Here is a 26,990-nt window from a genome sequence, read left to right on the forward strand (position 1 = left end):
AAAACAGACCGTTAGTTGCGATGCTCGAGAGCAACGACACCCATCAGGCCGCCGCCCCGATCATCTCCCGCGCAATCGCGCAGAATGCGACCGTCGCGGCGCTTTCGCCGTGCAGCCGGCGGCTCATGATGATCGGCGACGTCGCCATGGGTTCCGGGAGCCGTCGATAGACGACGCCCTTCACGCGCACGCCCTCCACGCTTTCCGGCACCAGCGACACACCCACCTGCGCGGCGACGAGCCCGAGCGCCGTCTGCAGTTCGCGCACCTCGTGCACGGCCGCCGGCACGAGCGCGCCGTCGCGCAGCGCCGACAGCTGCTGATCCGCGAAGCTCGGCCGCGGCGTGCTCGGATAGACGATCAGCGTCTCGTTCGCGATGTCCGCAAGCGTCAGCGGCCGGTCCGGAGCGGCGAGCGGATGCCCGACCGGCAGCGCCGCGATCAGCTTTTCCTCGATCAGCGCCTCGCGCACGAGCTGGTCGTCGTCGAAGCGCAGGCGGCCGAACCCGACGTCGATCCGCCCACCCTTCAGTGCGCCGAGCTGTTCGAGCGTGAACATTTCGATCAGCGACAGCTCGACGTCCGGCTGCGCCTCGCGAAACGCGCGAATCACGTCCGGCAGCGCGCCATAGAGCGTCGACGGCACGAAGCCGATCACGATCCGTTTCGACAACTGCGCGAGCCGCCGCGTCAGCGGGCCGAGCTCGTCGGCCTGTTCGACGACGCGCGTCGCCTGCGCATAGAACACGCGGCCCGCGTCGGTCAGTTTCAGCGGCCGTGCGCCGCGCTCGAACAACGGCAACCCGACCTCGTCCTCGATCGCCTGGAGCTGGCGGCTCAGCGGCGGCTGCGTCATGTGCAGCCGCTCCGCGGCCCGCGTGATGTTCATTTCCTCCGCGACGGCGATGAAGTACCGGAGCTGGCGCAATTCCATTTCATGCCTCAAAGGTATGGAAGTAGTCGGAAAGAGTGTTGGACGACGCCGGGCGGGAATTCCTACCATGTGCACCAACAGGAGGAATCGCATGATAGCAACTACCGCCACCATCGAACGCATCGAGACGCTGCTCGTCGACGTGCCGACGATCCGGCCCCACAAACTGTCGGTCGCGACGATGAATTGCCAGACCCTCGTGCTAGTCCGCGTTCGATGCACGGACGGTATCGAAGGCGTCGGCGAAGCGACCACGATCGGCGGTCTCGCGTACGGCGAGGAGAGCCCCGAGAGCATCAAGGTCAACATCGACACCTATTTCGCGCCGCTGCTGCAAGGCATGGACGCAACCCGCCCCGGTGCCGCGATGGCCCGTGCGCGCAAGCTGTTCCAGGGCAACCGGTTCGCGAAGTGCGCGCTCGAGACCGCACTGTTCGACGCGCAGGCGCGCCGCCTCGGCGTGCCGCTGTCCGAACTATTCGGCGGTCGCACGACCGACGCGGTCGACGTCGCATGGACGCTCGCGAGCGGCGACACGCAGCGCGACATCGCGGAGGCCGAGGCGATGCTCGAAGCACGCCGCCATCGCGCATTCAAGCTGAAGATCGGATCGAACGCGGTCGACGACGACGTCGCACACGTGATCGCGATCAAGCGCGCGCTCGGCGAGCGCGGCGACGTGCGCGTCGACGTGAACCAGGCATGGACCGAAACCGATGCGATCCGGGCCGGCGCCCGACTCGCCGATGCCGGCGTGAGCCTCGTCGAGCAGCCGATCGCCGCGACCAACCGCGCGGGGCTCAAACGTCTCACACAGCTCGCGCAGATTCCGATCATGGCCGACGAAGCGCTGCACGGCCCCGTCGATGCGTTCGCGCTCGCGCAGGACCGCGCGGCCGACGTGTTCGCGGTGAAGATCGCGCAGTCGGGCGGCCTGCTCGGCGCGGCGAGCGTCGCATCGATCGCGTCGGCAGCCGGCATCGACCTGTACGGCGGCACGATGCTCGAAGGCGCGGCCGGCACGATGGCGTCCGCGCAACTGTTCAGCACGTTCGGCTCGCTGAAATGGGGCACCGAGCTGTTCGGCCCGCTGCTGCTCACCGAGGAAATCCTCGTCGAGCCGCTGCGCTACCAGGATTTCAAGCTGCACCTGCCGGCGACGCCCGGCCTCGGCATCACCTTCGACTGGGCCCGCATCGAACGGATGCGACGCGACGCCCGCTGACCCCACACGACAACCGAAACCGGAGACACAGATGAACAAGCCAGCCATCGACGCACTGCTGAAGACCTTCGACGATGCCGCGGAACAGCCCGGCAACCCGCGCGTGCGCGCGATCGTCAACCGGATCGTGAAGGACATCTGCTACACGATCGAGGACTTCGACGTGCAGCCCAGCGAGTTCTGGACCGCGCTCAACTACCTGAACGAAGCCGGCCGGGAATTCGGGCTGATCGCCGCGGGCCTCGGCCTCGAGCGCTTCCTCGACGTGCGGATGGACGAGGCCGAGGAGAAGGCCGGCTTCCAGGGCGGCACGCCGCGCACGATCGAAGGGCCGCTGTATGTCGCGGGCGCGCCGGAATCGGTCGGCCATGCGCGTCTCGACGACGGCACCGATCCGGGCCAGACGCTGATCATGCGCGGCCAGGTGCTCGGGCAGGACGGCGCGCCGATCGCGAATGCGCTCGTCGAGGTGTGGCACGCGAACCATCTGGGCAACTACTCGTACTTCGATCAATCGCAGCCGGCGTTCAACCTGCGCCGCTCGATCCGCACCGATGCCGACGGCCGCTACAGCTTCCGCAGCGTGCTGCCGGTGGGCTACAGCGTGCCGCCGGGCAGCAAGACCGAGCAGCTGCTCGACCAGCTCGGCCGCCATGGCCACCGTCCGGCGCACATCCACTTCTTCGTTTCCGCGGACGGATATCGTAAGCTGACGACGCAGATCAACATCGAAGGCGATCCGCACATCTGGGACGACTTCGCATTCGCGACCCGCGAAGGGCTGATCCCGCAGGTCAAGCAGGCCGAGGGCGCGCAAGGCAAGCCGTATGGCATCGACGGGCAGTTCGCGCTGATCGACTTCGATTTCTCGCTGCTCAAGGAGAAACAGGACGTGCCGGCGAGCGAAGTCGAGCGGGCGCGTGCGCAGGCCTGAGCGGCCCTCCCGTTCGACGAATCGATAACGCAAGGAGCACAGGATGCTGTTTCATGTGGAAATGACCGTCCGTCTGCCGGCGGACATGGATCCGGTCAAGGCGGCGACGCTGAAGGCCGAAGAGAAGGCGATGTGCCAGCGCCTGATGAACGAAGGGATCTGGCGGCACCTGTGGCGGATCGCGGGGCAGTATGCGAACGTCAGCATCTTCGACGTCGAGAGCGTGCAGCAGCTGCATGACCTGTTGAGTCAGCTGCCGTTGTTTCCGTATATGGAGATGGAAGTGCGGGCGCTGTGCCGGCATCCTTCTTCGGTGCGGGAGGATGATCGGTAAGTGGGTGTGAAGCGCGCCGTTACCGAACGGCCGCGCGAAGCCCGACACGGGCGGCCGGCGATGTTCTCGCCGGTCGCCCGTGTTGCTTTGCAGCTCCTGGCTTCAGGTATCGCCACGCATCATGATGATGTCGCGGCGATCACCGCTCGCGCGCCAGATGCGCCGCAAACCCCACCTGCTCCGGTGCGATCTCCGCCTTCAGCGTCAGCGCCGGAATGTCGTAGTCGCCCGCGTTCTGCCGGCGGAACGGAATCGGCTGCGCGGTCGACAGTTCGTCCAGACGCTTGCCGAGCGCCGCACGCGTTTCATCGAAACGCGCGTCGTCCATCCGGTGCGTCCGGTAGATCACGAACGGCGGCAGCACATCGAACCCCGGGTAATACAGAATCCCGTGCTGGATCGGGAACAGCACGTCGTCGATCGGTCCGTTGATGCCGCGCGCGCTGTAGTGCGACTCCCAGCCGCCGGTTGTGACGATCACCATCGCGCGCTTGCCCGCGAACGAGCCTTCGCCGTAACGGTCGCCCCAGTGCTGGTCGGAATGCTCGCCGACGCCGTACGCAAAACCATACGCATACACACGCTCGACCCAGCCCTTCATGATCGCCGGCATCGAGAACCACCACAGCGGAAACTGCAGGATCACCGCATCGGCCCACTTCAGCTTTTCCTGTTCGCGCGCGATGTCGTCGCGCTGCGTGCCCGTCTCGAACGCATGCTTCGAATCGAGCGCGGGATCGAAGCGCGCATCGGGGGCGCGACCGGTTACATCACTCGCATCGAACGCGGCCTTCCAGTTCATCGCATACAGATCGGTCACCTGCACGGCATGACCCGCCGCTTCGAGATGCTCGACCGCGAAGTCCCGCAACGCACCGTTCAGCGAGCGCGGCTCGGGATGGGCATAGACGATCAGCACATTCATGTTCATTGCTCCGGTGATTGAATGACTGCAGGATGCCGTCGCCGAAGGTATATTGGAAATGAATTCCAGATATTCCAGGTATAGCGATGAACAATCTCAGGCGACTGGATCTGAACCTGCTGGTCACGCTCGACGTGCTGCTCGCCGAGCACAACGTCACGCGGGCAGCGGAAAAGCTGAACCTGTCGCAACCGTCGGTCAGCGTGCAGTTGCAGAAACTGCGCGACCTGTTCGGCGATCCGCTGCTGCTGCCCGGGCCGCGCGGGATGCGGCCGACCGCGCGCGCGGAAACGCTGCGCGAGCCGCTGCGGGACGCACTCGAAGCGGTCGAACGCGCGGTGCTGACGGCCACGCCGTTCGATCCGGCGACCGCGACGAATACGTGGCGCGTGGCCGCGACCGACTATGGCGAATCGACGATCGTCCTGCCCGCGCTGAACGCGCTGCGCTCGGCCGCCCCCGCTACGCGGCTCGCCGTCGTCGAACTCGTGCCGCCCCGCATCGAGCAGGACGCGGAGCGAAGCGGCATCGACCTGGCGTTCCATACGACCGAAGGTTCGCCGGAAGGCATGCGGCGCCTGCCGCTGTTCGTCGAGCGCTACGTGCTGGTCGGTCGCGCCGGTCATCCGAAGCTGAAGCGGCGCCCCACGCTCGCGCAGTTCGGCGCGCTGGAACACGTGATCGTGTCGCCCGACGGCGGCGGCTTCTTCGGCGTGACGGACGAAGCGCTCGCAAAAGCGGGCGCCGCACGACGTGTCGTGCTGTCCGTGCCACATTTCCTGTTCGTGATGTCGGCCGTCGCCAGTACCGACCTCGTCGCGATGCTGCCCGAGCGTCTGGTGCGCGGCACGCCCGCGTTGCGCGTCGTGGAAGCGCCGGTCGACGTGCCGGGCTACGAGATGTCGATGCTTTGGCACGAACGCGTGCATCGCGATCCGGCGCATCGATGGTTGCGCGAGACGATCGCGGCGTCGGTGTAGAACGCGTGCCGCACGGGTACGGCTGCACGCTGCGCCCCTCGCCTCCGTCCATTCCGGACCGGTCTCGACGCACGCGCGTTCACTCAGGACTTGAAACCGCCTCGAACACTGTATATATTTACAGTGCTTTTTGCACCATTTGACCCGAATTCCGTCACCCATGACGGACGGACTTTTGTGAGGCGACCATGTTCCAGTCATCCGCATTCGATACCGAGCAACCCGGCTTCAACCCCGCCCACTTCGAGCGTGCCGCGCAGCGGGCGGTCGTCGATCTGCAGCGTGTCGTCGGCGGCCCCGCGCAGCGCGCGCTCGGCCTGCGACGCCGCACCCATCCGGCCGCCGTCCGCACGATGAGCTGGCAGGCGCTGCTGAACGTCGAGGAGCTCGCATTCTCGAACTCCGGTTTCCTGAGCCGCAACGATCCGACGGTCGTCGACGCGTTCATCCGCCTGCGCGACAGCCGGCTGGTCGCCGCTGACGTCGAAGAGCCGGTCGACTGGCGTCGCGACGACGACGACCTGCCGGCCGTCTACCTGATCGTCAAGGCCATGCTCGAAGCGGAAGAGGAAGAACGGGCCGAAGCGGCCTGACGCGCGCCGGCCGGTTGCGGATCGCGGTCTGCCGGGATGCGCGTCGCCCCATCGCGTGGCGACGCGGTACGTGCGCTCCGCTGGTATCCCGTGCCAGCGAACCGGGCCATCGGACGAAACGTCGCGAGCCGTCGCGCAGGCAAGCCACCGCCGCGCGACGAACGCCGCACCGAAGTCCGCATGGCGGCCTGTTACAACCGTGCGGCGAGCCGCGAGCCCTGATCGATCGCACGCTTCGCGTCGAGCTCGGCGGCCAGTTCCGCGCCGCCGATCAGGTGCACCGAGCGTCCGGCCGCCTGCAGCGGCGCAAGCAACGCGCGCTGCGGCTCCTGCCCCGTGCACAACACGATCGTATCGGCCTCGATCAGTTCGTGATCAGTGCGCTGCTCGCCGTACGACACGTGCAGCCCGCGTGCATCGATCAGTTCGTAGTTCACGCCGCCGATCATCTTCACCTGCTTCATCTTCAGCGTCGCGCGGTGAATCCAGCCGGTCGTCTTGCCGAGCCCCTTGCCGAGCGGCGCGGCCTTGCGCTGCAGCAGCGTCACTTCGCGAGCGGGCGCCGTGACCTGTGCACGCGTCACGCCGCCGCGCGTCTCGGCCGGATCGGTCACGCCCCATTCGGCTTTCCACTCGGCCAGGTCGAGCGTCGGCGACGCGCCGTCGTGCACCAGATATTCGGCGACATCGAAGCCGATGCCGCCCGCGCCGACCACCACGACACGCCGGCCGACCGGTTGCCTGCCCGCGAGCACGTCGATGTAGCTGAGCACGTTCGGCCCGTCCTGGCCGGGAATCTTCGGGTCGCGCGGTGCCACGCCGGTCGCGAGCACGATCTCGTCGTAGCCGCCCGCGATCAGGTCGCTCGCGTCGACGCGGCGGTTCAGGTGCAGGTTCACGCCGGTCAGCTCGACCTGCCTGCCGAAATAGCGCAGCGCTTCATCGAACTCCTCCTTGCCCGGAATCCGCTTCGCCATGTTGAACTGGCCGCCGATCTCCGCCGCCGCATCGAACAGGTCGACCTGATGGCCGCGCTGCGCGAGCACGGTCGAGCACGCCAGCCCGGCCGGCCCCGCGCCGACCACCGCGATGCGTTTCGGCTGCTGCGCACGCGCGTAGATCAGCTCCGTCTCGTGACACGCGCGCGGATTCAGCAGGCATGACGCAATCTTGTTCTTGAACGCGTGGTCGAGGCACGCCTGGTTGCAGCCGATGCAGGTGTTGATCTCGTCGGCGCGGCCCTGCGCGGCCTTGACGACGAACTCGGCATCCGCGAGCAGCGGACGCGCCATCGATACCATGTCCGCGCAACCGTCCGCGAGAATCTGCTCGGCCACTTCGGGCCGGTTGATCCGGTTGGTCGTCACGAGCGGAATGCCGACCTCGCCCTTCATCTTCTTCGTCACCCATGCGAACGCACCGCGCGGCACCGACGTCGCGATCGTCGGCACGCGCGCCTCGTGCCAGCCGATCCCCGTGTTGATGATGGTCGCGCCCGCGCGCTCGACAGCCTTCGCGAGCTGCACGGTCTCGCTCCAGTCGCTGCCGTCCGGGATCAGGTCGAGCATCGACAGCCGGTAGATCAGGATGAAGTCGCGCCCGACCGCTTCGCGCGTGCGCTCGATGATCTCGATCGGCAGGCGGATACGGTTCTCGTACGAACCGCCCCACTGGTCGGTGCGCTTGTTGGTATGCATCGAGATGAACTGGTTGATCAGGTAACCCTCGGAGCCCATGATCTCGACGCCGTCGTAGCCGCCCTCGCGCGCAAGCTGCGCGCAGCGGATGAACGCGCGGATTTGCCGCTCGACGCCGCGCGCACTGAGTTCATGCGGCGCGAACGGCGAGATCGGCGACTTGATCTTCGACGGCGCGACCGCGAACGGGTGGTAGCCGTAGCGGCCGGTATGCAGGATCTGCAGCGCGATCTTGCCGTCGTCCGCATGCACGGCGTCGGTGATCACCCGATGCCGCCGCGCGCCGGCCGACGTCATCAGCGTGCCGCCGAACGGCTTGGTCCAGCCGGCCACGTTCGGCGCGAAGCCGCCGGTCACGATCAGCCCGACGCCGCCGCGCGCGCGTTCGGCGAAATAGTCGGCGAGCCTGGGCAGCGTCTTGCGGCTGTCCTCGAGGCCCGTGTGCATCGAGCCCATCAGCACGCGGTTCTTCAGCGTCGTGAAGCCGAGATCGAGCGGCGCGAGCAGATGGGGAAAGGGGGTCGTCATGATGATCCTGCCGGTAGGCGATGGTTGTCATCGTAGGCCGCGCGCCGCCTTGAACGTGAGGGGGCAAACAGCCATAATGCTTGTCATTTCCGGCCAAAAAGACATACCCCCATGCCACGCAAGGACCACCTCGGGCTGCGCCGGCCGACGATTCCGGTCGCCTATACGCGCCTGCTGCTGCAGGCGCTGGCCGCGCGCGGCGTCGATCTGGCCGCGGTGCGCGCGGGCACCGGGCTGCGCGACGCGGTGTTGGCCGAACCGGACGCGCGCATCGCGCCGACGCAATGGGGCCGGCTCGTGCTCAACGCGATCGAGATCGGCGGCGATCCGGGCATCGGGCTCGCGTTCGGGTTGCTGCTGAAGCCGACCGTGCACGGCTTCCTCGGCTATGCAACGCTGACCGCCCTGGACATCCGCGACGCATTGGTCGTCACGCAGCGCTACTTCCGGATGCGCAACCGTCAATATCGGCTGACCTATGCGGAGGACGAACACGGCGCGACGCTCGAGTTGCACGGCGTGCAGGCGAGTCCCGTGCTGCAGCATCACGTGATGTTCGAGTTCGTGCTGACGGGGCTCGCACAAAACATCTCGCAGTGGTCCGGGCGCGCGTCGCCGCCGATCGCGCTGCGCTTCACGTGGCCGGAACCCGGTTACTTCGTGCGTTATCGCGATCAGCTGCCGCCGGTCGAATTCGGCTGCGCGGCAAATGCGCTGTGGATCGCGCGCGACGTGCTCGACTGGCCGCTGCCGCTCGCCGACGAAGTCGCGCACCGGCAGGCGCTCGTGCAGGTCGAGCGCGAGTACGCGCAGGTGCGCCAGGAGGAAGGCGATCTCGTCGAGCGCGTGCGCGCGGAACTGGCGAGAAAGGCCGGCGACTATCCAGGCCCGGAGGCGCTCGCGGACGCGCTACTCGTTTCAACGCGCACGTTGCGGCGCCGGCTGGAAGGAGCCGGGGCAAGCTATCGCCAACTGCTCGACGAAGCGCGGTTTCGCGACGCGAAGCAACTGCTGTCGGCATCGGACCTCGACCTGAAGACGATCGCCGAGCGACTGCAATTCACCGACCCGGCGAATTTCACGCGGGCGTTCCGAAGGTGGGCCGGGCAGACGCCGAGCGCGTATCGGGAGGCCGCGGCAGGAACCGCGCACGAATAACGGGAAAACGCGGGCGGCGCCATACCGCCATACGCGTGGCCCGCATTTCATTTTCATCGGTATGATGAATGGCACGCCAACGCGATACGGGCCGACGCCCGCTTCCAGCCATGTCCAGTCACACCACCGTGATCGAGTCGACGATCGACCGTATCGATACGAACCTGGTCCGTATCGCGGTCGACAACAAGAAGGTGCCGATTTATCGCGTGACGATGCAGGACGCCTGCTACTTCCTTTGCGCCGACGATATCGACGCCGACGCGTTCAAGCAGGTCGATCTGTTGAAACCCGGGATGGCGGTGCGCGCGTGCGTGTTCGACGATCATGGTCGTCGCCGAATCGCGTGGATCGCCAGCAACGATGTGACGATTCAGCCCTACGACGCGCTCGCGCAGAAGGAACGTAATCTGTCGCTGCTCACATGGGCGTCGTGCGTGTTCGTGCTGAGCCTGCTGATCGGTAGCGCCGCGTTCAAATCCGGCTGGGCGCTCGCCCTCGCCCTGACCGTGTTCGTCAGCATCATCAGCATGCTGGGCACGCTGCTCTCGATCGCCGGCTTGTCCGAACTGGTGTTCCGGCCGCAACGGCGCGAAGCCCAGGAAAAGTGGCAATGCCAGCCGCCCCGGCTCACGTACGAACGGAGCAACGTATGACCGATCGTTCCATGCGAATCGCGTCCGGCTGCGTGACGTCCGTCAGTCAGAAGACGATCAGTACGAAGGTCTGGAGCAACAACCTCGGCTGGACCACGCAAAGCATCGAGGAGATCGAGCTTCGACTCGATGCTTTCGATGCGCCGCTCACGCTCCGGACCGGCGGGACACGCAACCTGTTCGTCGTTGCGGGCGACCGGCTGGATGTCGCGTATGCCGAGGGGCGCGATAATCTCGCAATCTTCGGCATCCGCAACGTGACTGACGGTTCGATCTATCTCGTTCGTCTCGCACGCGTCGCCAGCGCCCGAACCGATGTCATCGTGACGATCGGCGTTCTGATCGCCGTCGCGTTCGTCATCGGTATCATGTCCGCGCTGCAAGGCAGCACGGACGGCATGCTCGACATCTTTGCGTGGTTTGGCGGAACCGCGCTCGGCTTCCTCGCGCTGAGCACGATCCTGCGTTCGGTGTTCGGCGTGATTGCCTGGCCCGAAATCCGACGGCTCAATCAGCCCGGCGGCAGACGCGAGATGAATGCGGCAAAAAACGCGCTGTCGCTCACGGCGGCAGATGCGCCGCACATCCGCTTCCTCTGAGCCGACAGGCGCGCGATGCGTCAGCCGCCGACGTCGATCCGCGCGCCGCCGTCTCCATCACCCGCATCGATCCGCACTTCACCGTTCGCGGCGACAATCGCGTCGTACACGTCATCGGTCACGCACACCACCGGCACCGCGATCGCATACAGTTCGGCTGCGACGATCGCGCCGATCGAGATGATCAGGTCGCGCTCCTTCAGCACGATCCCGACCGGCCCGGTGCCGTTGCGCACCGCTTCCGCGAGCACGCTGCTGCTCGAACTCGAGCCCTTCGCATGCGGCATCACCATGATCCGGCCGGCCAGGCTCGCGCCCGCCTGCGGATGCCCGCGATCGACGATCCGCCCCGCGCCCGAGTCGTAGCCGCCCCAGAAGCTGAGCGGCTTGTCGAGCACGATCGTCTTTGCGCATGTGCTGCCCGGCACGAGCGTGTCGCCCGTCAGTTTCCCGATCGTTGCGTCAGTCATCGAATCGCACCTTTCCTTCGAACGCGGAACGCACGCACTCGCGCATGCTGCCGTATGCCACCGTGACGCCGATGTTCGCGGGCGCATACGACGCCCACTTCCCCGAGTTGGTCATCACCAGACCCGACAGCTGCTTCATCACCGGCGTGATGTACGTGCAGGTATCGACGACGATCTGGACGCCACGCGCATCGAATTTCGAAGCGAGTCCGAGCTCGCCCAGCTCCCACAGGATGAAGCGGCTCGTGTTCACGTAGAAATCGCACTTCGGCTTGCCGTCGAACTGATCGAGCAGCGCGTCGAGCGTGCGGAATTCGGCCAGCGAGAAATGCGGCGTGCCGAGCGCGACGGCGACGAGCGCATCGCCAGCCGCGCCATGGTTCAGCGTGCGGCGGATTTCGTCGAGATCGGCCATCGCGACCTCGATCGTCCGCTGCGCCGCCCGTCCGTGCAACGCAGCGTCGAGCGTTGGCGCCTCGGGCGTCACGCCCACCGCATGGAACAGCGCGACGGCCCCGCTCGATGCGGCGGCCGCGCCGAGCGCCTTGAGTTCGTCTTCGGTGGTGTCCGCGGGCAGCCCGACGATCGCCGGCACGATCGCGCCCGCGATCTTGCCGATCAGCAGCCCGAGCGCCGCGAAATAGATGTCGCGCGACGGCCGGTTGCCGAAATCCGGTGCATTGAACACGATCCGTGCGGCACGATTCGATTCGACATGCAGCCCCGCGTATGGCGCACGCCCGGTGATCGCGGCGGCGAGATCGAGAAAGTCGCCATAGCGGCTGGTGCGCGCGCCGAGCACCGAATTGGCGAACACGATCGCATTGGATTCCGCCCATGCGATCTGCTCGCCGAGGCGCGGCCGATTCTTCAGCTGATACGGCGCGCACGTGAAGCTCGATTCGCAACCGAGCTGCAGGTGCGCATCCATCAGGCGCTGCGCATCGCGCTGGATCGTGCGGTCGCCGTGATAGAGCTCGGGATGGATCAGGTCGAGCGACCCGACGTTCAGCGTGGTCGGCACAGCAACTTGCGCGCCCGCGTCGACGAAATACTCGACGAAGTCTAGGCTGGTCTGGCCGTGGTAAAGACAGCCGTCGATATGCGCGGACGTAATGTCGATCAGATGCGGCGCCGACATCACTTCGGCCGTGCGTGCAACGATCCGCATCGCGCGCGCGACGCCGGCGCCGAATGCGCCGCGCAACATCGCGTCGTCGCGCTCGCTCAACTGCAGCATGGGGGGCTCCTCGTGTCTCGTCCGGTGGATCCGGATCGCTTTTGTAATACTACCGCGCGCGGTGCACCTATCGGAGCGCCGTCAGGCTGAACAACTCGTCGCGCAGCGCCTTGGCCCGGCTGCGGCCGAACTGCGTCTCGAACTCGTCCTGCGCGGCCTGCCACGCGACCTTTGCCTGCGCGTAGGTACGCTCGCCGTGCTTCGTCAGGCTGAGCGCATGCGCGCGCGCGTCATGCTCGGATGCGGCCGCGGCGACGAATCCGTCACGCTGCAGCGGCTTCAGCGCGCGCAACAGCGTCGTACGATCCATCACCAGCCGGTCGGCGAGTTCGCTCATCACCAGGCCGGGCCGGTGCGACAGGTTCGCCATGATCGAGAACTGCGCGGGCGTCACACCGACCGGGGCCAGATGACGCTCGTAAAGTTGCGTGACGAAGCGCGCCGCCTGACGCAGCGCGAGGCAATTGCAGGCCTGGGCCATCTGGATATCGTTCATGATCGGCAATTTATATGTGCATATGCATAAAGTCAATGTACACTCCGCCGTAACAGGGCCGGGGCCGGCCGCGTGGATCGGGCGCCCCGCCATCGCCTCGAGGAGACGGACATGGACTACATCGACAAGCTGCGGATCTTCCGGTCGGTGGTCGAGATGCGCAGCTTCACGCGCGCCGCCGACATACATGGCCTCGCGCGGCCGGTCGTCTCGCGGGCGGTCGCTGATCTGGAGGCTCGCTTCGGCAGCCGCCTGCTGCACCGGACCACGCGCCAGGTCTCGCTGACCGAAACCGCCGAGCGCATCTACGAGCGCTGCGCGGCCGTGCTCGACGAACTCGATTCGCTGGAAGCGCAGGCGCAGTCGCACACCCGCGAGCCCGAGGGCCTGCTGCGTCTCGTCGCGCATACGACGGCCGCGCTGAACCGGCTCGTGCCGCTGATCGCCGGCTTCAAGGCCGCGCATCCTAAGGTGCGCCTCGACGTCACGCTGACCGAACGCCCCGTCGACCTGGTCGGCGAAGGCTATGACATCGGCATCGTCGTGCCGTACATGCTGACGAGCGAGACGACCGTCGTGCGGCTGGTCGAGCGCATTCCGGTGGTGATCGTCGCGACCCCCGCGTATCTGCGCACGCATCCGCGCCCGGAAACGCCGGCCGAGCTCGCCAATCATCCGTTCGTGCCGCTGTCGCCGTCGCTGCGCCGGCCGGCGCTGTCGTTCCGCGTCGACGGCGACACGCTGACCGTGCCGTTCCGCTTCGACATCTCGTCGAACAGCCCCGTCTTCAACCGCGAGATGGTGATGCACGACTTCGGTATCGGCGTCGTGCCGAAAACGCTCGTCGAAGCCCAACTCGCGTCCGGCGCGCTCGTGCAGTTGCTGGAAGGCGCCGATCTCGTCGATGCGTTCGTGGAAATCAAGCTCGCTTACGCGAACCGTGCGCTGCTGCCCGCGAAGGTCAAGGCGTTCATCGACTACACGGCCGCGTACTGCGATCGCGAAGGCTGGATCGTTCCGGCGGCGGCCTGATCCGGCGCGCGGCCGCGCGTGCCTGCCGCCGATTGGTACAGCCACGACACCAATCTGATCCTGCGCCGCCCCTCGCTTCCGGCCATCGCGCCACCTAATATGTGCACATGCACAAGACTACGCTCACCGATGACGATTGCTTCGCGGTCCGGCAAGCCGCCCGGCGAATCTCGCAGTTCTACGAGCGCTACTTGTCGCGGGCGGGCGTCACGCCGTCGCAGTACAGCATTCTCGCGCTGCTGCGGGAGCGTCCGGGCCTGACGATGGCGACGCTGTCGACCGTGCTGGTGATCGAGCGCACCGCGCTCTTGCGCGCGCTCAAGCCGCTGATCGGTGCGGCGCTGGTAGCGGGCCTGATCGAACCGCGTTGCCGCCGTCAGACGTTCGCGTTGACCGCGCACGGCGAGACGAAGGTCGCCGACGCGCATGTGCACTGGCTCGCCGCGCAGGAAGCGTTCGAGCAGCGGTTCGGGCCGACCCAGGCGGCCCGCCTCAGAGACGAATTGTTCCGGATCACGCACAACCTGCCGGAACGCTGACCAACGACTTCCCCGATCGACGCTGCGTCGTCGATCGCCTCAATCAGTGCATATACATAGGTGAATCGATGGAAACGACCCAAGCCGCTGCCTCCCGCGAGGCAGCCACAATCGACCGGCCCGCGAAGCAGCGCCGCCGCGTGCCGTGGATGCGGATCGCGGTGGCCGCCGTCGTCGTCGCGGTCACGGCCGCGGCGCTCGACTGGCTGTTCGTGTTGCGCTTCCAGGAAAGCACCGACGATGCGTATGTCGGCGGCGACGTCACGGTGCTCGCGCCGAAGGTGAGCGGCTTCGTCGACCGGATTCTCGTGACCGACAACCAGAGCGTGAAGGCCGGCGACGTGCTCGTGCAGCTCGATGCGCGCGACTACGATGCGAAACTCGCGCAGGCCACCGCAGAAGTCGACAGCGCGCGCTCCGCGGTGACCGAGCTCGAAGCGAAGCAGCAACTGCAATACGCGGTGATCGGCCAGCACGCGGCGGACAAGAACGCGTCGTCGGCCGAGCTCACCCGCGCCGCATCCGATCGCGTGCGCTACCGCGAACTCGTGAAATCCGATGCGGTGTCGAACCAGATCGTCGAACGCGCGGACGCCGACTATTCGAAGGCGGGCGCAGCCGTCGAACGCAGCGACGCCGCGCTGCTCGAGTCGAAGCGGCAGCTTGACGTGCTCGGCGCGCAGCTCGCCGATGCGCGGGCCCGCGTGAACACCGCGCTGGCCGCGCAGCGCGTCGCGGCGCTCAACGTCGAATACACGACGATCCGCTCGCCGGTCGACGGCGCCGTCGGCAACCGCACGGGCCGCGTCGGGATGCTCGCGAACGTCGGCGTGCCGCTGCTGACGGTCGTGCCCGCGGCGGGACTGTGGATCGATGCGAACTTCAAGGAGGACCAGCTGCGCAAGATGCGCGCGGGCGATCGCGTCGACGTGGTGCTCGATGCGTCGAGCACGCGCCTGCACGGCCGCGTCGACAGCCTGGCGCCGGCGACCGGCGCGACCTTCAGCGTGCTGCCGCCTGAGAACGCGACCGGCAACTTCACGAAGATCGTCCAGCGCGTACCCGTGCGCGTGCATCTCGACTCGCAGCCGGGCATCGAACAGGTGCTGCGCGCCGGCCTGTCCGCGGTCGTGACCGTGCACACCGACCACGCGAACTGAACGGGAGCCGACGATGACCACCGCATTCTCCGGCGACCCCGCGTCGCAACCGACGAAGCAGCGCGTCTTCGCGTTCGCGCTGATGTGCGTCGGCTTCTTCATGGCGACGCTCGACATCCAGATCGTCGCGTCGTCGCTGCGCGACATCGGCGGCGGCCTGTCGGCCAGCCAGGACGAGCTGTCGTGGGTGCAGACGGCCTACCTGATCGCCGAGATCATCGTGATCCCGATGTCGGGCTGGCTGTCGAAGGTGATGTCGACGCGCTGGCTGTTCGTCGCCTCGGCCATCGGCTTCACGATCACGAGCATGCTGTGCGGGCTCGCGTGGGACATCAACTCGATGATCCTGTTTCGCGGGCTGCAGGGCGCGCTCGGCGCCGCGATGATCCCGACCGTGTTCACGACCGCGTTCGTGCTGTTCCCGGGCAAGCAACGGCTGATCGCATCGACGACGATCGGCGCGCTCGCGTCGCTCGCACCGGCGATCGGGCCGGTGATCGGCGGCTGGATCACCGATCAATGGTCGTGGCACTGGCTGTTCTACCTGAACCTCGTGCCGGGCATCGCCGTGGCCGCGCTGGTGCCGCGCTACGTGCATATCGACGAACCCGACCTGAGCCTCATCAAGCGCGGCGACTATCTCGGCATCGTGCTGATGTCGGGCTTCCTCGGCTGCCTCGAATACGTGCTGGAGGAAGGCCCGCGCAAGAACTGGTTCAGCGACGATGCGATCGTCATCTGCGCGTGGATCTCCGGTATCTGCGGCTTCCTGTTCATCGTGCACGCGCTGACCGCCGACGATCCGATCGTCGACCTGCGCGCGCTCGCCGTACGCAACTTCGGGATCGGCAGCCTGCTGTCGTTCGTGACGGGCATCGGCATCTTCGTGACCGTGTTCCTCACGCCGCTGTTCCTGGCGCAGGTGCGCGCGTTCAGTTCGCTGCAGATCGGCATCGCGCTGCTGTCGGTCGGTGCGTTCCAGTTGCTCGCGCTCTGCGTGTATGCGTTCGCTGCACGCTACTTCAGCATGCGCGCGCTGCTCGTATTCGGGCTCGTGTGCTTCGGCCTCGGCTGCTACCTCTATACGCCGATCACGCACGACTGGGGCTGGCGGGAGCTGCTGCTGCCGCAGGCGCTGCGCGGCATCGGCCAGCAGTTCAGCGTGCCGCCGATCGTGACGATGGCGCTCGGCTCGCTGCCGCAGTCGCGGCTCAAATCGGCGAGCGGCCTGTTCAACCTGATGCGCAATCTCGGCGGTGCGATCGGCATCGCGGTGAGCGCGACGATGCTCAACGACCGGTTGAACTTCCACTACCTGCGCCTGAACGAGCACGTGAGCGCCGGCGAGCCGCAGGTCGCGTCGCTGCTCGATCGCCAGGCCGCGTACTGGACCTCGGTGGCCGGCAATACGCTGAATACCGCACAGGCGGGCCTCGCGAACCTGCATCGCCTGATCTATCGCGAAGCGCTGACGCTCACCTACGCGGATGCGTATTACGCGCTGTCGCTGTGCTTCGTTGTCGCGCTGATTGCCGTCGCGTTTTCGCGTCCCATCACCCTGAACGCGCCGCCGCCGGACGCGCACTGAAGCCGAGGTCATCATCATGAAAAAACTACTCGTCGCCCTCGCCGTCAGCGCGTTCGCCGCCGGCTGCGCGGTGCAGCCCGCGCAGCATCCCGCGCTGCACGATTCCGTTCAATCGCTCGCACCCGCCGCGTGGGATACCGACGTGCCGCGCACGGACGCCGATGCCGCCGCGTGGTGGGCGCAATTCCACGACCCGGTGCTCGACCGGCTGATCGCGACCGTGCTCGACGGCAACCTCGATCTGCAGGCCGCCGCCGAACGCGTGAAGCAGGCGCAGGCGCTGACCGTGCAGAAGCGTGCGGTGCTGCTGCCCGAACTTGACGCGACCGCACATGCGGCCGACGCGCGCCAGAACACCCCGCCACCGCTCGGCTATGTGCGGCAGGCCGGCGCGGGGCTCGCGCTGAGCTGGTCGCCGGACGTGTTCGGCGGCGAACGGCTCGACCTGCTGGCCGCGCAGGCGGAGCTGGTCGGGCAAAAGCATGCGGAAGACGCAATGCGGCTCGCGCTCGCGGCCGATGCGGCCGCCGCGTATGTCGACCTGCGCTGGGCGCAGCAGGAGCTGAAGATCCTGCAGGACAACGCGAAGATCCGTCAGCATGCGCTCGAACTCACCCGCAAGCGGCAGGCGTTCGGGCTATCGACGGAACTCGACGTCACGCGCGCGCAGAACCAGCTCGATGCGCTCGAAGCGCGGATTCCGCCGACGCAGGCGCAGATCGCGCACCAGCTCAACCTGATCGCCGTGTATTCGGGGCGCACGCCCGAATCGGTCGATCGGCTCGTGCTCGCACAGGGCGGCGAGATTCCCGCGCCGCCGGCCGGGTCGCCCGGTACGTTGCCCTCGCAGGCGCTGCTGCGCCGGCCGGACGTGCTCGCCGCTTACGCGCAGGTCGAACGGCGCGCGGCGCAAGTGGGCGTCGCGAAGGCCGAGCGGTATCCGAAGTTCTCGCTGAACCTGACGGACGGGATTCTCGCGGCGTCGTATCTCGGCTTGCCGACGCTGACCGACAACCTGTTCAGCGCGGCACTGAGCGCGACGAGCCCGATCTTCAACGCGGGGCGCATCACGGCCGACATCACGCAAAGCGAAAGCCGGATGCGCGAGTCGGAACTCGGGTTGCGGCAGACGATGCTGCAGGCGCTGAGGGAAGTCGAGGATGCGCGCGCGAACCTCGTCAGCAACGATCAGGCGACGCAGCGGCTCGACAGCGCGCTGGCGGCTTCGGACAAGGCGCTCGGCCTGGCGAACCAGCTCTACAAGGGCGGCGCGACGGATTTTCTGGATGTGCTGTCCGCGCAGGAGGTGTACCTGCGGGACTCGGATGCGCTCAATCAGGTCAAGCGCGAGCATGCGCTGGCGGCGGTCGCGCTGTATCGGTCGCTCGGCGGTGGATGGAGCAGGAATGATGCGGCGGGTGGGCCGGAGACGGCGGCCGTGGCCGTGACTGCCGCTGTCGCGAAGAACTGACCGCGACCGCCATCCGACGCCGGCCTCGCCCCCTCCAAGCCGGCTTCGGTGCGGGCGGGCCGTCGGCCGAGGCACGCGGCCGCCGCAACGTCCGGCCGCCACCCGGCATTACAACGGCGGCCGCTTCAGCTTCACCCAGCGCTGCACCGACGGCCGTTCCCACTGCGCGCGCGCATAGTCGGCGAGGCGCTGCGGCACCGCATCGTCATTCAGCACCAGACGATTCAGCATCACCGCGAGGTCGACATCGGCGATGCTCCAGTCGCCGAACAGGTGCGCGGCGCCCGGCGCGAGCAGCTTGTCAGCCGCCGCGAACAGCTTCTGCGCGGCGGCCTGCGCGAGACTCGACAGCGGCTCGCTCGACGGGCCGTAGAACAGCACTTCGGTCGACCGTTCCGAGCGGATCGGCATCAGGTCGCTGCGCAGCCACGCCTGCACCTGGCGCGCCCGTGCGCGCGGGCGCGGCTCGGCCGGATAGAGCCGCGCGCCCGGGAAGGTCTCGTCGAGATACTCGGCAATCGCCGACGATTCCGACAGCGCGAAGTCGTCGTGCACCAGCGTCGGCACGCGTTGCGTCAGCGACGTCGCCGCATAGTCGGGCGCGAAATGCGCGCGGTTGCCGAGATCGACGGTCACGAGTTCGTACGGCAGCGATTTTTCCTCGAGCGCGACGAACACGGACATCGCGTACGGGCTGGTGTATTGCGCATCCGCGTACAGGCGGAGATTACCGTTTTGCACTGCAGGCTCCTTGTGGGTTCGAAGCTCGGGCAGCGCGGGTTGGCGCGCCGGCGAACTCCGGGTGGGTCAATGCGGCGTGTGCGACCGCCTCGCTGCGGGACAAGCCGGCACGGTCAGCCGGCGACGGGCCACCGGTATCCGATCACCTCGCTCACCGGGTACGCGAGTTCCCGCACTTCCTCGAGCTGGTTGCCGCCGAACAGATACACGCGCTCGTCGTCGTGACGCAGGTAGAACCCGACGTGGCCCTTCCAGCCCGCGGGATCGTCGCGCGTCAGGATCGCGATGCAGCCGTATGCCGGACGCTCCAGCGGCCGCCCCCATTCGAGCCACGAACGCGCGAGCGCGGAACCCGTGCCGCGGATGCCGGCATGCGTCATGCACCAGTTGACGAACGACGAGCACCACGAAATCTTGTCGTCGTAGCCGACGAGGTTCGTGTGGTTGTTGTATTCGACGATGCGCGGATTGATGCTGCCGGGCGGGAAGCGGCGGATGCCCAGCTCGGCCAGCGCGACCGGCATCCACGGCGGATGGCCGGCTTGCGGGTTGCCCTCGGGGTTCGATCGGGTCACGACGGTCTCGATGGAATGCGGGTGGAATGTCGCTCAATCTTCGCACGAATACGGTCAGCCGGCAGCGCCTTTTCCCGCACGCGATTTCCAGCCCGTACGCCCGTATCATGTCGGCAGCGACCTCGACCCTCACGCCCGCCATGCGCATCACGCCCCTGCCGCCCCTTCAGTGCCTCGTCGCGTTCGAAGCCGCCGTGCGGCACGCGAGCTTCACGAAGGCCGCGGTCGAACTGCACCTGACGCAAAGCGCGATCAGCCGCCAGATCCAGCAGCTCGAGGAATTCCTCGGCCGCTCGCTGTTCGTCCGCGAACACCGCTCGCTGCGGCTGACGATCGCCGGCGAGCAATACGCGACGCAGGTTCATCATCTGCTCACGCAATGCGCGGACGCCACGCACGACGTGATGAAGCCGTACGGCGATCTCGAACTGACGATCGCATGCTCGTCCGGCGTCGCGCTGCTGTGGCTCACGCCGCGCCTGCCCGAATTCCGCGCCGCGTATCCGAACATCAAGCTGCGCGTGATCGTGCGCGACGGCCTGGCGTCGATGTCGCCCGCGGAATTCGACGTCGGCGTCTACTACGTGCGCCAGCAGGCGCCGGCCGAGTACACCGCGCGCCGCCTGTTCGACGAGGAAGTCTTCCCCGTCTGCGCGCCCGGCTACCTGGCCGGCCGCACGCTGACCGCGGCCGACCTCGCGAGCGAGACGCTGCTGCGCCTCGAGGACGGGCAACGCCAATGGATGTCGTGGTCCGAATGGTTCGACATGAACGACGTCGACCGGCAGAAGGCGCAGCCGCAGGACATCACGATCAACTCGTATCCGCAGATCGTACAGATGACTATCCTCGGCCAGGGCGTCTCGCTCGGCTGGCGCTACATGATCGACGCGTGCATCGAGGCCGGCCTGCTCGTGCGCGTGACGGAGGCGTCCGCGAGCCACGGCGGCGGCTACTACGTGATCTCGCCGAACGACCGCGCACAGAACCAGGCGGCGCGGCTGTTTTCACGCTGGCTGTTCGAACAGGCGGACCAGCAGACCGCGCCGTGACCGCGATGCATGCGCTGCGCGCATGCGTGCATGCAAATCTTTCGTTTCAGAAAATAATCCGGCTGTCCTTAGCATGGGGTTCACGCGGGACACCCGTCCCGTCTTCTGACAAAGGAAGAGACCATGCAAGGAACGCTTTCCCCGCGCGCCGCGCGTTCCGTCGATGCGGCCACCCAGCAACGCCGCCGCGCCATCGTCGCGACCGTGATCGGCAACGGCCTCGAATGGTTCGATTTCACCGTCTACAGCTTCTTCGCGGTGATCATCGCGAAGCTGTTCTTCCCGACCGGCAACGAACTGACCTCGGTGCTGCTCACCGTCGCGACGTTCGGTGTGGGCTTCTTCATGCGGCCGGTGGGCGGCATCGTGCTCGGCGTCTACGCGGACAAGGTCGGGCGCAAGGCCGCGCTGTCGCTGACGATCCTGATGATGGCGCTCGGCACCGCGCTGATCGGGCTCGCGCCGACCTACGAGCAGGCCGGCATCGCCGCGCCGCTGCTGATCGTCGTCGCGCGCCTGCTGCAAGGCTTCTCCGCCGGCGGCGAGATGGGCGGCGCCACCGCGTTCCTCACCGAATACGCGCCGCCGGAGAAGCGCGCGTACTACTCGAGCTGGATCCAGTCGAGCATCGGCTTCGCGGTGCTGCTCGGCGCCGCGACCGGTACGTTCGTCACGACGTCGCTCGATGCGCAGGCGCTGCATAGCTGGGGCTGGCGGGTGCCGTTCCTGCTCGGGATCGTGGTCGGGCCGGTCGGCTATTTCATCCGCAGCCATCTCGACGAAACGCCCGCGTTCAGTGCCGTCGAAGCACAGGCGAAGGAAAGCTCGCCGCTGAAGGACGTGCTGTCCACCTACCCGCGCGAGACGTTCGCAAGCTTCTCGATGGTGATCCTGTGGACGGTCTGCACGTACGTGCTGCTGTTCTACATGCCGACCTATTCGGTACGCACGCTGCACCTGCCGCAGTCGACCGGCTTCGCGGCCGGCATGGTCGGCGGGCTGATGATCATGTGCTGCTCGCCGATCGTCGGCAAGCTCGCCGACGCGTGGGGCCGGCGCGTGTTCCTGTCCGGCTCGGCGCTCGCGATCCTGGCGCTCGCGTGGCCGATGTTCGCGTGGATCAACCATGCGCCCGGCTTCGGGTCGCTGATCGTGTTCCAGGCGGTGTTCGGCGTGCTGATCGCCACCTATACGGGGCCGATTCTCGCGGCGTTCGCCGAGCTGTTTCCGACCAAGGTGCTGTCGACCGGGTTGTCGGTCGCGTACAACTTCGCGGTGACGATCTTCGGCGGGTTCGCACCGTTCCTCATGACGTGGCTGATCGCCCGCACGGGCAGCAACATGGCGCCCGCGCTCTACGTGACCGTCGCGGCCGCGGTCAGCCTCGTCGGCACGCGCTTCGTGAAGGACACGCGGCGCAACGCGTCAACGACTCGATAAGGATCTTTCCCCCATGACCATTACCGTGCTTCAGGGCGGCAACGTGCTCGACCTCGAACGTGGCGTGTTGCTCGAACATCATCACGTCGTGATCGACGGCGAGCGCATCGTCGAAGTCACCGATCGACCCGTCGATTTGCCGAATGCGCAGGTGATCGACGTGCGCGGCAAGACCGTGATGCCGGGGTTCATCGATTGCCACGTGCACGTGCTCGCGTCAAATGCGAACCTGGGCGCCAATGCGACGCAGCCGAACATTCTCGCGGCGATTCGGTCGCTGCCGATTCTCGATGCGATGCTGGCGCGCGGGTTCACCAGCGTGCGGGACGCGGGCGGCGCGGACTGGAGCCTGATGCAGGCAGTCGAGACGGGGCTGGTGTCGGGGCCACGCATCTTTCCGTCCGGCAAGGCATTGTCGCAAACCGGCGGGCACGGCGATTTCCGGCCACGCGGGGATCTGCTGGAACCTTGTTCGTGCTGCTTTCGCACCGGGGCGATTGCCCGGGTCGTCGACGGCGTCGACGGCGTGCGGCTCGCGGTGCGCGAAGAGATTCAGAAAGGCGCGACGCAGATCAAGATCATGGCCTCGGGCGGGGTTGCTTCGCCGACCGACCCGATCGCGAACACGCAGTACTCGGAAGACGAGATCCGCGCGATCGTCGATGAAGCCGACGCCGCGAATACCTACGTGATGGCCCATGCGTACACGGGTCGAGCGATCGCGCGAGCGGTGCGGTGCGGCGTGCGGACGATCGAGCACGGCAATCTCGTCGACGAGGCGGCCGCGAAGCTCATGCACGAGCGCGGCGCGTTCGTCGTGCCTACGCTCGTCACGTATGACGCGCTCGCCAGACACGGTGCGCAGTTCGGGATGCCGGCGGAGTCGGTGGCCAAGGTGGCCTCCGTGCAGCAGAAAGGACGCGAGTCGCTGGAAATCTATGCGAACGCCGGCGTGAAGATGGGCTTCGGCTCCGACCTGCTCGGCGAAATGCACGCGTTTCAGTGCGGGGAGTTCCGGATCCGGGCCGAAGTGCTGGGCAATCTCGAGGCGCTCCGGTCGGCGACGACGGTGGCGGCCGAGATCGTCAACATGTCGGGGCAATTGGGTGTGATCGCCGCAGGCGCGATCGCGGACGTCGTCGTGCTCGACGGGAATCCACTCGACGATATCGGCATCGTCGCGGGGGATGGCGAGAGCGTCGCGTACGTGTTGCAGCGAGGCAAAATCGCGAAGGCCCGGCCGGCTTTGCGTTGACCGCTTGCGCGGGCCGGCCGGCAACCCGGGACCGGCCGCCCCGAGGCGGCCGGCGCCCTTCCCGTCACTCCACCGTCACCGATTTCGCGAGGTTCCGCGGCTTGTCGATATCCGCGCCGCGCAGGCACGCGGCGTGATACGCGAGCAGCTGCAGCGGCACGACGTGCAGGATCGGCGACAACAGCCCGTAGTAATCCGGCATCCGCAGCACCGACACGCCTTCGCCGTTGTCGATCCGCGTGTCGGCATCGGCGAATACATACAGCTGCCCGCCCCGCGCGCGCACTTCCTGCATGTTCGATTTCAGCTTTTCGAGCAGCGCATCGTTGGGCGCGATCGTCGCGACCGGCATCGCGTCGGTCACGAGCGCGAGCGGCCCGTGCTTCAGCTCGCCCGCCGGATACGCTTCCGCGTGGATATACGAAATCTCCTTCAGCTTCAGCGCCCCTTCGAGCGCGATCGGGTAATGCAGCCCGCGCCCGAGAAACAGTGCATTCTCGTGCCGCGAGAATTCCGCCGCCCAGCGCTCGATCTGCGGCTCCAGCGCGAGCACGTCCTCGAGCGCGGCCGGCAGCCGCCGCAGCTGCGTCGTATAGCGCGCGAGCTGCGCGTCGTCGACGTAGCCGCGCAGGCGCCCGAGCGTCACGGCGAGGATGAACAGCGCGACGAGCTGCGTCGTGAACGCCTTGGTCGACGCAACGCCGATTTCCGGGCCGGCCCGCGTCAGGAACCGCAGGCCGGTCTGACGCATCATCGCGCTGGTCGGCACGTTGCAGATCGCCAGCGTATCGATATGACCGAGCGCCTGCGCATACTTGAGCGCGGCGAGCGTGTCGGCGGTCTCGCCCGATTGCGACACGCTGACCACCAGCGTATTCGGCAGCGCGAGCGCATCGCTGTAGCGGTATTCGCTCGCGATCTCGACCTGCGCGGGCACGCGCGCGATCGTTTCGAGCCAGCGGCGGGCGGTCAGGCCGGAATAGTGACTCGTGCCGCACGCGAGGATCAGCACGTTGTCGATCTGCTCGAACGCCCGCGCGGCGTCCGGGCCGAACGCCGCCGGATCGAACAGCCCCGCATCAGGGATCGTCGCGGCCACGGCCTGGGGTTGCTCGAAAATTTCCTTCTGCATGAAATGCCGGTACGGGCCGAGCTCGACCACGCCCTGCGTCGAGGCAACGGTCTGGATCGGACGATCGACCGGCTTGCCGCCGCGATCGAGGACCCGCACGCCGCCCGTCGTCAGCTCGACGATGTCGCCTTCCTCGAGAAAGATGAAGCGATCGGTGACGCCGGCGAGCGCGAGCGCGTCGGACGCGAGAAAGCATTCGCCGTCCTTCAGGCCGACGACGAGCGGCGAGCCGGCTCGCGCGCCGATCAACCGCTGCGGCTCGTGTTTGCTGAACACCGCGATCGCATAGGCGCCGTGCAGCTGCGACGTCGCATCGCGCACGGCGGCGAGCAGGTCGCCGCGATACTTGCTGTGGATCAGGTGGGCGACGACCTCGGTATCGGTCTGGCCATCGAACTGGTAATTCTCGTCAGCAAGTTGCCTGCGCAACGTTTCGTGATTCTCGATGATGCCGTTGTGCACGAGCGCGATTTCGTCGCGCGAGAAAATCGGATGCGCGTTGCAGGTCGCGGGCGCGCCATGCGTCGCCCAGCGGGTGTGCGCGATACCGGTGCTGCCGGCCAGGCCGGCGCTGCGCACGTGCGCGTCCAGATCGGCGACGCGCGACACGCTGCGCTCCCGGCGCGCCTGGCCGTCGACGACCGTCGCGACCCCGCACGAATCGTAGCCGCGATATTCGAGGCGGCGCAAACCTTCAATCAGAATCGGAACGATGTTCCGTTGCGCGACCGCGCCGACAATGCCACACATGACACGCCTCCATCCGTTTGTTCAGTCATGAACCGTGCGCCGTTGCGTCAGCGCGATCCGGTCACCGCTGCCGACGCCGTCGTGAAGCCGCATTGAGCGGGTGCGAGCGGATCGGTCATCCGGCTTTCAAATGCCAGGTAAAGCGACTCCTCCAGCACGTTCCAGTGCGTGCCGTGTCGATACGGAGCCGAGCGCGCATACCAGCAGGCGACGGTGCTCCAGTCATTCATCTTGTACGCGACCAGCGCGATCAGCCCCCACGGAAAATCGGAGCCGGCGAGCTGCATCCAGGTCTTGCCGTACTTCTGCATCCACTGCGCATAGATCGTCTCGCTCGACCGGTCGGGAACCTGAATGCCGGACAGGATCGGGAAGATCTGCGCGACTTTCGCCGGATAGAAGCTCGTGTCGCTGATCCTTTCCGTGCTTGCGCGAAAGCCCGATTGCGTGCCGCGCCAGAACACCTTGAGGATCGACGCCGCGAGCCGGTCGGCGCGCTGGCTCCATGGGCCCGCGCGCGCGTACCCGGCGCGGCGCACGTAATACGCGGCGAGCGCCTGGAACGCGCTGTGTACCTCCACGTTGTCCATCAGCAGCGCGACGTGCAGCGACGACGAGATCTCGTAGACGCCGCTCGTCTTGTCGAGCAACGCGTCCAGGTGCGCACTCGCGCGAGTCAGGCTGAGCTCCCACGCGGCGGGCATCCCGTCGGGCGGCGCAAATCGCGACAGCAGTTCGATCCAGGTCGCCATCATCGCGTCGTCCGCGTCGGCTTCCGCACACGGGTTGGTCTGGCCGTCCTTCACGCAGTAGCGATCGAAACCGCCGTCCGGACGCTGACGCGGCAACACCCATGCGATCCACGCAAGTGCCGCGTGACGGGCGTCCATCTGGGTGTCGGCAGCGGCAAGCAGGGCCTTCGCCGCAAAATAAGGATCGATGCCGGCGCCGTTCAGGCGCACGGTGATCGCGCCGTCCGGGCGTTGATACAGCCCGTCGAGCTGGAGTTCGGTGGCGCCCGCGTGCAGCACGGGGCAGCACGCGGCGACGCAACACGCGACGCGCCCCAAACGGCACAGCCTGACGGTGGCAGCCACGCACGCGCGTGCGACCGAGAAAAGCGCGGGCCGGTTCATCATCGGGGGCTCCTGCGCGGCAGTCCTGTGAAATCATCGCCGGGCGCGGCGTTGGCCGCGTCGCGCCCGGCGAACGTGTCGACCGTGTGGCTCAGTTCACGGCGGTACGAGTGAACCTGAATCAGAATGGGAACAATGTCCCGTTGCGCGACCGCGCCGACGATGCCACACATGACACGTCTCCTACCCTTTGTCCGTTCACGAACCGTGCGCGGTCGTGTCTGCGCGATCGCGTCACCGTTAACTCCGCCGTCGTGAACCCTCGTTTGGCGGGCGCGAGCGCATCGACATCGGCCTAGTGGCCGGCACGCTCCACCGCGTCGGCAACCAGCCGCGATGTCCGGTCACGC

The 26,990-nt window shown here is 67.1% G+C and carries 26 protein-coding genes and 1 pseudogene; 16 read left to right on the forward strand and 11 right to left on the reverse strand.

The window, feature by feature from the left end; translation table 11 throughout:
- Positions 1-43: 43 nt before the first annotated feature.
- Complete coding sequence (locus GEM_RS24685) at positions 44-934, reverse strand: LysR family transcriptional regulator (RefSeq protein WP_014900136.1); 891 nt, start codon at positions 932-934, stop codon at positions 44-46.
- A 91-nt stretch (positions 935-1,025) separates the two neighbouring features.
- Here GEM_RS24685 and GEM_RS24690 point away from each other — a divergent pair, with 91 nt between their 5' ends.
- The 3 genes from GEM_RS24690 to catC are packed head-to-tail and all read left to right on the forward strand — an operon-like array spanning position 1,026 to position 3,427.
- Positions 1,026-2,159 carry a muconate/chloromuconate family cycloisomerase gene (locus GEM_RS24690; protein ID WP_014900137.1) on the forward strand — a complete coding sequence of 378 codons (1,134 nt, stop codon included), beginning with the start codon at positions 1,026-1,028 and terminating at the stop codon, positions 2,157-2,159.
- A 31-nt stretch (positions 2,160-2,190) separates the two neighbouring features.
- A complete protein-coding gene (gene catA / locus GEM_RS24695) occupies positions 2,191-3,093 on the forward strand; it encodes a catechol 1,2-dioxygenase (protein ID WP_014900138.1) in 903 nt (300 codons plus the stop codon).
- 43 nt (positions 3,094-3,136) lie between these two features.
- Positions 3,137-3,427, forward strand: a complete 291-nt coding sequence (catC, locus tag GEM_RS24700) for a muconolactone Delta-isomerase (protein ID WP_014900139.1) — start codon at positions 3,137-3,139, stop codon at positions 3,425-3,427.
- A gap of 139 nt (positions 3,428-3,566) precedes the next feature.
- On the opposite strand, the gene GEM_RS24705 is transcribed toward catC, so the two are convergent.
- A complete protein-coding gene (locus tag GEM_RS24705; protein ID WP_014900140.1) occupies positions 3,567-4,352 on the reverse strand; it encodes an NAD(P)H-dependent oxidoreductase in 786 nt (261 codons plus the stop codon).
- Positions 4,353-4,438: 86 nt separating this feature from the next.
- On the opposite strand from GEM_RS24705, the gene GEM_RS24710 reads away from it, so the two are divergent.
- Both GEM_RS24710 and GEM_RS24715 read left to right on the forward strand, forming a co-directional pair.
- Entirely contained in the window at positions 4,439-5,332 is an 894-nt protein-coding gene (locus GEM_RS24710) for a LysR family transcriptional regulator (protein ID WP_014900141.1), read from the forward strand.
- Positions 5,333-5,520: 188 nt separating this feature from the next.
- On the forward strand, positions 5,521-5,925 hold the full coding sequence (locus tag GEM_RS24715; protein ID WP_014900142.1) for a DUF2471 family protein: 405 nt from the start codon (positions 5,521-5,523) through the stop codon (positions 5,923-5,925).
- A gap of 191 nt (positions 5,926-6,116) precedes the next feature.
- Here GEM_RS24715 and GEM_RS24720 read toward each other — a convergent pair whose 3' ends face one another.
- Positions 6,117-8,150 carry an NADPH-dependent 2,4-dienoyl-CoA reductase gene (locus tag GEM_RS24720; RefSeq protein WP_014900143.1) on the reverse strand — a complete coding sequence of 678 codons (2,034 nt, stop codon included), beginning with the start codon at positions 8,148-8,150 and terminating at the stop codon, positions 6,117-6,119.
- Between the two features lie 76 nt (positions 8,151-8,226).
- On the opposite strand from GEM_RS24720, the pseudogene GEM_RS24725 reads away from it, so the two are divergent.
- The 3 genes and pseudogenes from GEM_RS24725 to GEM_RS32350 all read left to right on the forward strand — a co-directional run bounded on the left by GEM_RS24725 (position 8,227) and on the right by GEM_RS32350 (position 10,563).
- Positions 8,227-9,308 (forward strand): annotated as a pseudogene (locus tag GEM_RS24725) (AraC family transcriptional regulator ligand-binding domain-containing protein).
- 110 nt (positions 9,309-9,418) lie between these two features.
- Positions 9,419-9,964 carry a hypothetical protein gene (locus tag GEM_RS24730; protein WP_014900145.1) on the forward strand — a complete coding sequence of 182 codons (546 nt, stop codon included), beginning with the start codon at positions 9,419-9,421 and terminating at the stop codon, positions 9,962-9,964.
- On the forward strand, positions 9,961-10,563 hold the full coding sequence (locus tag GEM_RS32350) for a hypothetical protein (protein WP_014900146.1): 603 nt from the start codon (positions 9,961-9,963) through the stop codon (positions 10,561-10,563). The genes GEM_RS24730 and GEM_RS32350 overlap by 4 nt, the downstream gene beginning before the upstream one ends.
- Before the next feature lie 20 nt (positions 10,564-10,583).
- Here GEM_RS32350 and GEM_RS24740 read toward each other — a convergent pair whose 3' ends face one another.
- The 3 genes from GEM_RS24740 to GEM_RS24750 form a co-directional block, all read right to left on the reverse strand.
- On the reverse strand, positions 10,584-11,033 hold the full coding sequence (locus GEM_RS24740; RefSeq protein WP_014900147.1) for an aconitase X swivel domain-containing protein: 450 nt from the start codon (positions 11,031-11,033) through the stop codon (positions 10,584-10,586).
- Positions 11,026-12,273: an aconitase X gene (locus GEM_RS24745; protein ID WP_014900148.1), complete on the reverse strand. Its 1,248-nt coding sequence runs from the start codon at positions 12,271-12,273 to the stop codon at positions 11,026-11,028. The genes GEM_RS24740 and GEM_RS24745 overlap by 8 nt, the downstream gene beginning before the upstream one ends.
- Before the next feature lie 67 nt (positions 12,274-12,340).
- Complete coding sequence (locus GEM_RS24750) at positions 12,341-12,769, reverse strand: MarR family winged helix-turn-helix transcriptional regulator (RefSeq protein ID WP_014900149.1); 429 nt, start codon at positions 12,767-12,769, stop codon at positions 12,341-12,343.
- A 111-nt stretch (positions 12,770-12,880) separates the two neighbouring features.
- On the opposite strand from GEM_RS24750, the gene GEM_RS24755 reads away from it, so the two are divergent.
- The 5 genes from GEM_RS24755 (at position 12,881) to GEM_RS24775 (ending at position 18,559) form a co-directional block, all read left to right on the forward strand.
- Complete coding sequence (locus GEM_RS24755) at positions 12,881-13,801, forward strand: LysR family transcriptional regulator (RefSeq protein WP_014900150.1); 921 nt, start codon at positions 12,881-12,883, stop codon at positions 13,799-13,801.
- A 107-nt stretch (positions 13,802-13,908) separates the two neighbouring features.
- Positions 13,909-14,340 (forward strand): MarR family winged helix-turn-helix transcriptional regulator, encoded by a 432-nt coding sequence (locus GEM_RS24760; protein ID WP_014900151.1) that lies wholly within the window; start codon positions 13,909-13,911, stop codon positions 14,338-14,340.
- Between the two features lie 68 nt (positions 14,341-14,408).
- Complete coding sequence (locus GEM_RS24765) at positions 14,409-15,500, forward strand: HlyD family secretion protein (protein ID WP_014900152.1); 1,092 nt, start codon at positions 14,409-14,411, stop codon at positions 15,498-15,500.
- A gap of 13 nt (positions 15,501-15,513) precedes the next feature.
- Positions 15,514-17,088 (forward strand): DHA2 family efflux MFS transporter permease subunit, encoded by a 1,575-nt coding sequence (locus GEM_RS24770; protein WP_014900153.1) that lies wholly within the window; start codon positions 15,514-15,516, stop codon positions 17,086-17,088.
- A gap of 16 nt (positions 17,089-17,104) precedes the next feature.
- Positions 17,105-18,559: an efflux transporter outer membrane subunit gene (locus GEM_RS24775; RefSeq protein ID WP_014900154.1), complete on the forward strand. Its 1,455-nt coding sequence runs from the start codon at positions 17,105-17,107 to the stop codon at positions 18,557-18,559.
- A 108-nt stretch (positions 18,560-18,667) separates the two neighbouring features.
- Here the strand turns inward: GEM_RS24775 and yfcF are convergent, their stop codons facing one another.
- Complete coding sequence (gene yfcF / locus GEM_RS24780) at positions 18,668-19,300, reverse strand: glutathione transferase (protein ID WP_014900155.1); 633 nt, start codon at positions 19,298-19,300, stop codon at positions 18,668-18,670.
- Positions 19,301-19,413: 113 nt separating this feature from the next.
- The gene (locus GEM_RS24785; protein ID WP_041491008.1) at positions 19,414-19,824 is read right to left on the reverse strand and encodes a TIGR02594 family protein; all 411 of its coding nucleotides are present in this window, start codon (positions 19,822-19,824) and stop codon (positions 19,414-19,416) included.
- A 191-nt stretch (positions 19,825-20,015) separates the two neighbouring features.
- Here GEM_RS24785 and GEM_RS24790 point away from each other — a divergent pair, with 191 nt between their 5' ends.
- The 3 genes from GEM_RS24790 to GEM_RS24800 all read left to right on the forward strand — a co-directional run bounded on the left by GEM_RS24790 (position 20,016) and on the right by GEM_RS24800 (position 23,622).
- Positions 20,016-20,927 (forward strand): LysR substrate-binding domain-containing protein, encoded by a 912-nt coding sequence (locus tag GEM_RS24790; RefSeq protein WP_041491009.1) that lies wholly within the window; start codon positions 20,016-20,018, stop codon positions 20,925-20,927.
- A gap of 123 nt (positions 20,928-21,050) precedes the next feature.
- On the forward strand, positions 21,051-22,367 hold the full coding sequence (locus tag GEM_RS24795; RefSeq protein ID WP_014900158.1) for an MFS transporter: 1,317 nt from the start codon (positions 21,051-21,053) through the stop codon (positions 22,365-22,367).
- A 13-nt stretch (positions 22,368-22,380) separates the two neighbouring features.
- A complete protein-coding gene (locus GEM_RS24800; RefSeq protein WP_014900159.1) occupies positions 22,381-23,622 on the forward strand; it encodes a metal-dependent hydrolase family protein in 1,242 nt (413 codons plus the stop codon).
- Positions 23,623-23,686: 64 nt separating this feature from the next.
- Here the strand turns inward: GEM_RS24800 and glmS are convergent, their stop codons facing one another.
- From glmS to GEM_RS31980, 3 genes are read right to left on the reverse strand one after another with little or no spacing between them, the layout of a single operon-like run.
- Positions 23,687-25,504, reverse strand: a complete 1,818-nt coding sequence (glmS, locus tag GEM_RS24805) for a glutamine--fructose-6-phosphate transaminase (isomerizing) (RefSeq protein ID WP_014900160.1) — start codon at positions 25,502-25,504, stop codon at positions 23,687-23,689.
- A 47-nt stretch (positions 25,505-25,551) separates the two neighbouring features.
- Positions 25,552-26,640, reverse strand: a complete 1,089-nt coding sequence (locus GEM_RS24810; protein WP_041491010.1) for a hypothetical protein — start codon at positions 26,638-26,640, stop codon at positions 25,552-25,554.
- A complete protein-coding gene (locus tag GEM_RS31980; RefSeq protein ID WP_014900162.1) occupies positions 26,640-26,813 on the reverse strand; it encodes a hypothetical protein in 174 nt (57 codons plus the stop codon). Before GEM_RS31980 ends, GEM_RS24810 begins: the two co-directional genes overlap by 1 nt.
- Positions 26,814-26,990 lie beyond the last annotated feature (177 nt).

The sequence above is a fragment of the Burkholderia cepacia GG4 genome (genome assembly GCF_000292915.1).
In the GTDB taxonomy this organism is placed as follows: Bacteria; Pseudomonadota; Gammaproteobacteria; order Burkholderiales; family Burkholderiaceae; genus Burkholderia; species Burkholderia cepacia_D.

Coding starts and splice junctions, on each gene's coding strand:
- GEM_RS24770 (WP_014900153.1), top strand. CDS start 15,514: ATGACCACCGCATTCTCCGGCGACCCCGCGTCGCAACCGACGAAGCAG.
- GEM_RS24685 (WP_014900136.1), bottom strand. CDS start 934: ATGGAATTGCGCCAGCTCCGGTACTTCATCGCCGTCGCGGAGGAAATG.
- GEM_RS24755 (WP_014900150.1), top strand. CDS start 12,881: ATGGACTACATCGACAAGCTGCGGATCTTCCGGTCGGTGGTCGAGATG.
- GEM_RS24710 (WP_014900141.1), top strand. CDS start 4,439: ATGAACAATCTCAGGCGACTGGATCTGAACCTGCTGGTCACGCTCGAC.
- GEM_RS24715 (WP_014900142.1), top strand. CDS start 5,521: ATGTTCCAGTCATCCGCATTCGATACCGAGCAACCCGGCTTCAACCCC.
- GEM_RS31980 (WP_014900162.1), bottom strand. CDS start 26,813: ATGTGTGGCATCGTCGGCGCGGTCGCGCAACGGGACATTGTTCCCATT.
- GEM_RS32350 (WP_014900146.1), top strand. CDS start 9,961: ATGACCGATCGTTCCATGCGAATCGCGTCCGGCTGCGTGACGTCCGTC.
- GEM_RS24800 (WP_014900159.1), top strand. CDS start 22,381: ATGACCATTACCGTGCTTCAGGGCGGCAACGTGCTCGACCTCGAACGT.
- GEM_RS24760 (WP_014900151.1), top strand. CDS start 13,909: ATGCACAAGACTACGCTCACCGATGACGATTGCTTCGCGGTCCGGCAA.
- GEM_RS24785 (WP_041491008.1), bottom strand. CDS start 19,824: ATGCCGGTCGCGCTGGCCGAGCTGGGCATCCGCCGCTTCCCGCCCGGC.
- GEM_RS24810 (WP_041491010.1), bottom strand. CDS start 26,640: ATGAACCGGCCCGCGCTTTTCTCGGTCGCACGCGCGTGCGTGGCTGCC.
- GEM_RS24765 (WP_014900152.1), top strand. CDS start 14,409: ATGGAAACGACCCAAGCCGCTGCCTCCCGCGAGGCAGCCACAATCGAC.
- GEM_RS24775 (WP_014900154.1), top strand. CDS start 17,105: ATGAAAAAACTACTCGTCGCCCTCGCCGTCAGCGCGTTCGCCGCCGGC.
- GEM_RS24730 (WP_014900145.1), top strand. CDS start 9,419: ATGTCCAGTCACACCACCGTGATCGAGTCGACGATCGACCGTATCGAT.
- GEM_RS24720 (WP_014900143.1), bottom strand. CDS start 8,150: ATGACGACCCCCTTTCCCCATCTGCTCGCGCCGCTCGATCTCGGCTTC.
- catC (WP_014900139.1), top strand. CDS start 3,137: ATGCTGTTTCATGTGGAAATGACCGTCCGTCTGCCGGCGGACATGGAT.
- GEM_RS24750 (WP_014900149.1), bottom strand. CDS start 12,769: ATGAACGATATCCAGATGGCCCAGGCCTGCAATTGCCTCGCGCTGCGT.
- GEM_RS24740 (WP_014900147.1), bottom strand. CDS start 11,033: ATGACTGACGCAACGATCGGGAAACTGACGGGCGACACGCTCGTGCCG.
- GEM_RS24795 (WP_014900158.1), top strand. CDS start 21,051: ATGCAAGGAACGCTTTCCCCGCGCGCCGCGCGTTCCGTCGATGCGGCC.
- GEM_RS24705 (WP_014900140.1), bottom strand. CDS start 4,352: ATGAATGTGCTGATCGTCTATGCCCATCCCGAGCCGCGCTCGCTGAAC.
- catA (WP_014900138.1), top strand. CDS start 2,191: ATGAACAAGCCAGCCATCGACGCACTGCTGAAGACCTTCGACGATGCC.
- GEM_RS24690 (WP_014900137.1), top strand. CDS start 1,026: ATGATAGCAACTACCGCCACCATCGAACGCATCGAGACGCTGCTCGTC.
- GEM_RS24790 (WP_041491009.1), top strand. CDS start 20,016: ATGCGCATCACGCCCCTGCCGCCCCTTCAGTGCCTCGTCGCGTTCGAA.
- GEM_RS24745 (WP_014900148.1), bottom strand. CDS start 12,273: ATGCTGCAGTTGAGCGAGCGCGACGACGCGATGTTGCGCGGCGCATTC.
- glmS (WP_014900160.1), bottom strand. CDS start 25,504: ATGTGTGGCATTGTCGGCGCGGTCGCGCAACGGAACATCGTTCCGATT.